Consider the following 6,321-nt stretch of genomic DNA (forward strand, 5'->3'; position numbering starts at 1 on the left):
GGCCGCGGGGCGGCGCAAAAGCAAAAAGCGCGCACCGCCGACAAGCCGATGCGCGCCCCTCTCAATGCGGTTTCTCCGACGACCTGGCCGGATTCGGCCTCCCTCGCATGGCCATGTAGCCCCACCACGCGTAGCCAGAAAACCCGTAAAGCACGAACAAGCCGAACAACATCAAAGGCGGATCCGACGATACGAGCACAAACGCGACCACGACCAGCAAAACGCCGGCGAATGGAACGCGAAAACGCACATCGAGTGCTTTGCCGCTGTAGAACGGCGCGTTCGACACCATCGTGACGCCCGCGTAGATGGTGAGCGCAAATGCGACCCACGGCAGCCAGACCAGCTTCAGCGGCACGCGGTTATCGGTGGCGAGCCACACAAACCCTGCAATCAGCGCCGCTGCTGCCGGGCTTGGAAGGCCCTGGAAATAGCGTTTGTCGACGACGCCTACGTTCGTGTTGAAGCGTGCGAGCCGCAACGCCGCCCCCGAGCAATAGACGAACGCCGCGAGCCAGCCCCATCGGCCCAGATCCTTCAGGATCCATTCGTACATGACCAGCGCGGGCGCAACCCCGAACGAGACCATGTCGGACAAGCTGTCGAACTGCTCGCCAAACGCGCTCTGCGTATGTGTCATGCGCGCGACACGACCGTCCATGCCATCCAGCACCATGGCGACGAAGATCGCGATGGCCGCGACCTCGAAGCGCACGTTCATGGCCTGAACGACCGCGAAAAAGCCGCAGAACAGCGCGGCCGTAGTAAACGCGTTGGGCAGCAAATAAATGCCGCGCTTCCTCAAGAACTGTTGCCGCTTCGCACGCCGCGTTTCCAGCACACCAATGTCCTGAGCCGCTTTATTGCGGCGAAACGCCCGCGGGGGTGTTGTGGTGCTTCGCGTCCGGCGCGGTTTGAGTGCCGCCATCGAGTCCTCCGTTGTGCAGCCTGGTTTTACCGCTTATTTAAGCTGATTGCTCTGCGAACTCGGCAAGAATCGTGGACGACGCCGACACCTTCTCGCCAATCGCGACGCGCGGACGGCTGCCCACCGGCAAATACACATCGACCCGCGATCCGAAGCGGATAAAACCATAACGTTGGCCACGGTTAAGCGGTTCGCCAACGTGGACATAACACAAAATGCGCCGCGCAATCAGGCCGGCGATCTGCACCGAGGTCACCGTATGTCCCGCCGCGGTCTGAATGACGATCGCATTGCGTTCGTTCTCGGTCGAGGCTTTGTCGACAGCCGCGTTGAGATACGAACCCGGGAAGTATTCGACCTTGCTGATCGCACCATCGACCGGCGAGCGCTGCGAGTGGACATTGAATACGTTCATGAACACGCTGATCTTCAGCGCTTCGCGACCCGCATAGGGATCGTGCGCGGTTTCCACGGCAACGATGCGACCGTCGGCAGGACACAGCACGGCGTTCGCCTGAACGGGAATCGGCCGGGCCGGGTCACGGAAAAACTGGACGACGAAGATCGTCAGGAGCCAGAACGGCCAGGCAAAACCAAAGCCGCCAATGGCCTGGATCAACACGGCTACGACAGCCGCAATGGCAATAAACGGCCAGCCTTCGCGCGCGATGATCGGATGTGGATAGTTCATGAACGAGTTCTATGTTTTTAGTAAAACCGTAGGATAGCAAAAGCCGTCCGGCGCCAAGCGACACCGGACGGCTTGCGGTCTTCACTAGGACCGGCCCACAAGGCCGGTCGTTCAGGCTTTTTTAGTTCTTCGACTGATCAACCAGCTTATTTGCCGCAATCCACGGCATCATGGCGCGCAGCTTGGCACCGACCACTTCGATCTGGTGCTCAGCCGTGATACGGCGACGCGATTGCAGCGTCGGCGCGCCCGCCTTGTTTTCGATGATGAAGCTCTTTGCGTACTCGCCGGTCTGGATGTCGGTCAAGACTTGCTTCATCGCCTTCTTCGTTTCTTCCGTCACGATCTTCGGACCCGTCACATATTCGCCGTATTCGGCGTTGTTCGAGATCGAGTAGTTCATGTTGGCGATGCCGCCTTCATAGATCAGGTCGACGATCAGCTTCAGTTCGTGCAGGCATTCGAAGTACGCCATTTCCGGCGCATAACCCGCTTCCACCAGCGTTTCGAAGCCAGCCTTGATCAGGTCGACCGTACCGCCGCACAGGACAGCTTGCTCGCCGAACAAGTCGGTTTCAGTTTCTTCACGGAAATTCGTTTCGATAATGCCGGCACGGCCGCCGCCGTTAGCGGCTGCATACGACAATGCGACGTCGCGTGCTGCGCCCGACTTGTCTTGTGCCACGGCGATCAGGTGGGGAACACCGCCGCCTTGGGCGTACGTGCTGCGCACCGTGTGACCCGGCGCCTTCGGGGCGATCATGATCACGTCGAGGTCGGCACGCGGGATGACCTGGCCGTAATGCACGTTGAAGCCGTGCGCGAATGCCAGTGCAGCGCCTTCCTTGGCGTTGTCGTGCACTTCGTTCTTGTAGACTTCAGCGATCTGCTCGTCCGGCAGCAGCATCATGACCACGTCCGCGCCCTTCACGGCTTCGGCCACTTCCTTGACCTTCAGGCCGGCCTTCTCGGCCTTGCTCCACGATGCGCCGTTCTTGCGCAGGCCGACCGTCACGTTCACGCCGCTTTCCTTCAGGTTCAGCGCGTGTGCATGGCCTTGCGAGCCATAACCGATGATCGTGACTTGCTTGCCCTTGATGAGGGAGAGATCGGCGTCTTTGTCGTAGAAAACTTTCATGGTGGTTCCTTTACCTGATTTAATTTGTGAAATTGGGTGCTAATAACTGCGAGTTCGTTACAGCGATTTAAACCTTCAGGATGCGCTCGCCCCGGCCAATGCCGGAACTTCCAGTGCGCACGGTTTCGAGAATCGCCGTCGCATCCAGCCCCTGAATAAAGGCATCGAGCTTGTCGCTCGCGCCCGTCAGTTCCATCGTGTAGCTTTTTTCGGTGACGTCGATGATGCGGCCGCGGAAGATGTCCGCCATCCGTTTCATCTCTTCCCGTTCCTTACCGACCGCTCTCACCTTGATCAGCATCAGCTCGCGCTCAATGTGGGCGCCCTCTGTCAGGTCGACCACTTTCACCACCTCGATCAGGCGGTTCAGGTGCTTTGTGATCTGTTCGATCACGTCATCCGAGCCAATGGAAACGATGGTCAGCCGCGACAGCGAACTGTCTTCGGTCGGCGCCACCGTCAAGGTTTCAATGTTGTAGCCGCGTGCGGAAAAGAGGCCGACGACACGCGATAACGCGCCCGGTTCGTTTTCCAGCAGCACGGAAATAATGTGTCTCATGATTGTCGCGTTCCTGATTTATCCAGTTAGATAGCGTCATCCCGCAAAACCCGCGCGCCGCGATCGTCTTTCGTGAAGACGGGCGCGCGCGAGCCGCGCCGGGAAAACAGCCGTTATAGATCTTCCGATCCGAGCAGCATTTCCGTGATGCCCTTGCCTGCCTGGACCATCGGAAAGACGTTTTCGGTGGGATCTGTCTGGAAGTCGAGGAATACCGTGCGATCCTTCAGGCGCAGTGCTTCTTTCAGCGCCGGTTCGACGTCGCGCGTGTGCTCGATGCGCATGCCCACGTGACCATACGCCTCAGCCAGCTTCACGAAATCAGGCAGCGCGTCCATGTACGAACTGGAATAACGCTTCTTGTATTCGATCTGCTGCCACTGGCGAACCATGCCGAGATAGCGGTTGTTGAGCGAGATGATCTTGATCGGCGTGTTGTACTGCTTGCACGTCGACAATTCCTGGATACACATCTGGATCGAGCCTTCGCCCGTGATGCACAACACCTCGTCGTCCGGGTGCGCCATCTTCACGCCCATCGCGGCAGGCAGGCCAAAGCCCATGGTGCCGAGACCGCCCGAATTGATCCATCGACGCGGCTTGTTGAACCTGTAGAACTGCGCGGCCCACATCTGATGCTGGCCGACGTCCGAACAGACGAACGCTTCGCCGTCGGTCAGTTCCCATGCCTTTTCAACCACGTACTGCGGCTTGATGATCTCGCTTTCGCGGTCGAACTTGAGGCAGTCCTTCGAACGCCACGCTTCAATGTCCTTCCACCAGTCGGCGAGCGCCGCCGTGTCCGGACCGTGTTCGGCCGTCTGCAACTGTTCGATCAGCTCTTTCAGCACTTCCTTCACGTCGCCGACGATCGGAATATCGACCTTCACACGCTTGGAGATGGAAGACGGATCGATGTCGATGTGGATGATCTTCTTGGCATGCGACGCAAAATGCTCGGGATCGCCGATCACCCGGTCATCGAAACGCGCGCCGATCGCGATCAGCACGTCGCAGTGCTGCATTGCCATGTTGGCTTCGTACGTGCCGTGCATGCCGAGCATGCCGAGGAATTTCTTGTTGTCCGCGCGATAACCGCCCAGGCCCATCAGGGTGTTTGTCACCGGATAACCGAGCAGATCGGCGAACTGGTTCAGTTCACGCGCGGCATTCGCGAGAATGATGCCGCCGCCCGTATAAATGTACGGACGCTTGGCCGACAGCAACAACTGTACGGCCTTGCGGATCTGGCCAGAATGGCCTTTGGTCACCGGATTGTACGAACGCAGCGACACCGTCTTGAGCGGTTCATATTTGCACGGCGTCTTCGACACGTCTTTCGGAATGTCGATCAGCACCGGGCCGGGACGTCCCGTACGGGCGATATAAAACGCTTTCTTGACGGTCGCGGCGAGTTCGCGCACGTCCTTGACGAGGAAGTTGTGTTTGACGCACGGACGCGTGATACCGACCGTATCGCACTCCTGGAATGCATCCTGGCCGATCGCGGCGGTAGGAACCTGGCCGCTGATGATGACGAGCGGGATGGAATCCATATAGGCCGTGGCAATACCGGTCACCGCATTGGTGACGCCGGGGCCGGAGGTCACGAGGCAGACGCCGACATTACCCGTGGAGCGCGCGTAGGCGTCAGCGGCATGAACCGCGGCCTGTTCGTGGCGCACGAGAATATGCTGGATCTCGTCCTGCTTGTACAACTCGTCGTAGATATAGAGTACCGAGCCGCCGGGATAGCCCCAAATAAACTCGACTTTCTCATCAGCGAGCGCGCGCATGAGCACGGTGCCGCCAATGGATTCAGCTTCGAGGGGGGGAGTCGTATCCGACGTGGAGAATTCCGCGCTGGGCATATTCATACATTCACCTTTCGAATTTTCGGCAAAAAATTGATTGGGTGCTCTCTGCCGGGCTTGTGGCTCGGGTTCAAGCGGCGCGTCTTAATGGGAAGCGGGCTTCTTGGGCTCGCCTCAAAGAGACAGTTCACTTTATGATGCGAGTCGGAAACAATATCCCGATGCGACAATTCTCGTCAAGGAAAAATTTCCACGACAACCATCGGAACGCGCCGAAATCGGGCCGGAAAGGCTCGGATTTATCCGAAATAGTGAAGAAATGTCTGTGTTTCAGCCTGTAACGGCCGTGCATTTGCTCGCTGTTCACTCAAAAGTTTGCTAGCATCCGCAGGTTTTAACCTCTCACCAACCCTTATCGACGCACGCTCGTTGCGCCGGGCCTCACGGATGGCATCAGACAAGGAACTCGCCGATTTTCTGGCGGGCGTCGAAAGACGCGCGTTTAAGCAGACGGTGTACACCGTACGCGACGACGATGCGGCGCTCGACATCGTTCAGGATGCGATGATCAAGCTCGCCGAAAAATACGGCGACCGCCCTCCGCCCGAATTGCCGCTTTTGTTTCAGCGTATCCTGCAGAATGCGACGCACGATTACTTTCGGCGGCAGAAGGTCCGAAATACCTGGGTGAGCCTGTTTTCCTCGTTCGGCAACGCCGACGACGACGAATTCGACCCCCTGGAGACCTTCGAATCGCAGGACGGCACAGTCGGTGCGGAGAGCAGCGAAAGCCGGCTCGAGCGTGAACAGGTGCTCAACCTGATCGACGCGGAGATCCAGAAACTACCAGCACGTCAACGGGAAGCGTTTCTCATGCGTTACTGGGAGGATATGGATGTCGCCGAAACCGCCGCTGCAATGGGCTGCTCTGAAGGCAGCGTAAAAACGCATTGCTCGCGGGCCACGCATGCGTTGGCACACGCGCTGAAGGCGAAAGGAATCACGCTATGAGCAACGCTCTCGATCAAAAGGAAACCGAGTTCGCGCTGAAGGTACGCCGCGCGCTCGACGAAAACATCAACTCGCTGCCCGCCGCATCGCTCGACAAGCTCGCGGCGGCGCGCCGGACGGCGATCGCACGCAAAAACCGGAAAAAGTCGCGGTCGCGGCGCCGGTTTTCGCGCCTGCGCT

6 protein-coding genes and 1 pseudogene are annotated in these 6,321 nt (G+C 58.8%); 2 read left to right on the forward strand and 5 right to left on the reverse strand.

What is annotated here, in order from left to right; all coding sequences use genetic code 11:
* Positions 1 to 61: 61 nt before the first annotated feature.
* From pssA to EOS_RS00260, 5 genes are all read right to left on the reverse strand, one after another.
* On the reverse strand, positions 62 to 928 hold the full coding sequence (gene pssA, locus EOS_RS00240; RefSeq protein ID WP_047844597.1) for a CDP-diacylglycerol--serine O-phosphatidyltransferase: 867 nt from the start codon (positions 926 to 928) through the stop codon (positions 62 to 64).
* Between the two features lie 37 nt (positions 929 to 965).
* The gene (locus tag EOS_RS00245) at positions 966 to 1,619 is read right to left on the reverse strand and encodes a phosphatidylserine decarboxylase (RefSeq protein WP_047844598.1); all 654 of its coding nucleotides are present in this window, start codon (positions 1,617 to 1,619) and stop codon (positions 966 to 968) included.
* 121 nt (positions 1,620 to 1,740) lie between these two features.
* The gene (gene ilvC, locus EOS_RS00250) at positions 1,741 to 2,757 is read right to left on the reverse strand and encodes a ketol-acid reductoisomerase (protein WP_047844599.1); all 1,017 of its coding nucleotides are present in this window, start codon (positions 2,755 to 2,757) and stop codon (positions 1,741 to 1,743) included.
* A gap of 67 nt (positions 2,758 to 2,824) precedes the next feature.
* Positions 2,825 to 3,316 carry an acetolactate synthase small subunit gene (ilvN, locus tag EOS_RS00255; RefSeq protein ID WP_047844600.1) on the reverse strand — a complete coding sequence of 164 codons (492 nt, stop codon included), beginning with the start codon at positions 3,314 to 3,316 and terminating at the stop codon, positions 2,825 to 2,827.
* A 113-nt stretch (positions 3,317 to 3,429) separates the two neighbouring features.
* Positions 3,430 to 5,193, reverse strand: a complete 1,764-nt coding sequence (locus EOS_RS00260) for an acetolactate synthase 3 catalytic subunit (protein ID WP_047844601.1) — start codon at positions 5,191 to 5,193, stop codon at positions 3,430 to 3,432.
* A 384-nt stretch (positions 5,194 to 5,577) separates the two neighbouring features.
* On the opposite strand from EOS_RS00260, the gene EOS_RS00265 reads away from it, so the two are divergent.
* Positions 5,578 to 6,141 (forward strand): RNA polymerase sigma factor, encoded by a 564-nt coding sequence (locus tag EOS_RS00265; protein WP_047844602.1) that lies wholly within the window; start codon positions 5,578 to 5,580, stop codon positions 6,139 to 6,141.
* A pseudogene (locus EOS_RS00270) lies at positions 6,138 to 6,321 on the forward strand (DUF3619 family protein); the annotation flags it as partial. The gene EOS_RS00265 and the pseudogene EOS_RS00270, both read left to right, overlap by 4 nt.

Source organism: Caballeronia mineralivorans PML1(12) (assembly GCF_001028175.1).
GTDB lineage: Bacteria > Pseudomonadota > Gammaproteobacteria > Burkholderiales > Burkholderiaceae > Caballeronia > Caballeronia mineralivorans.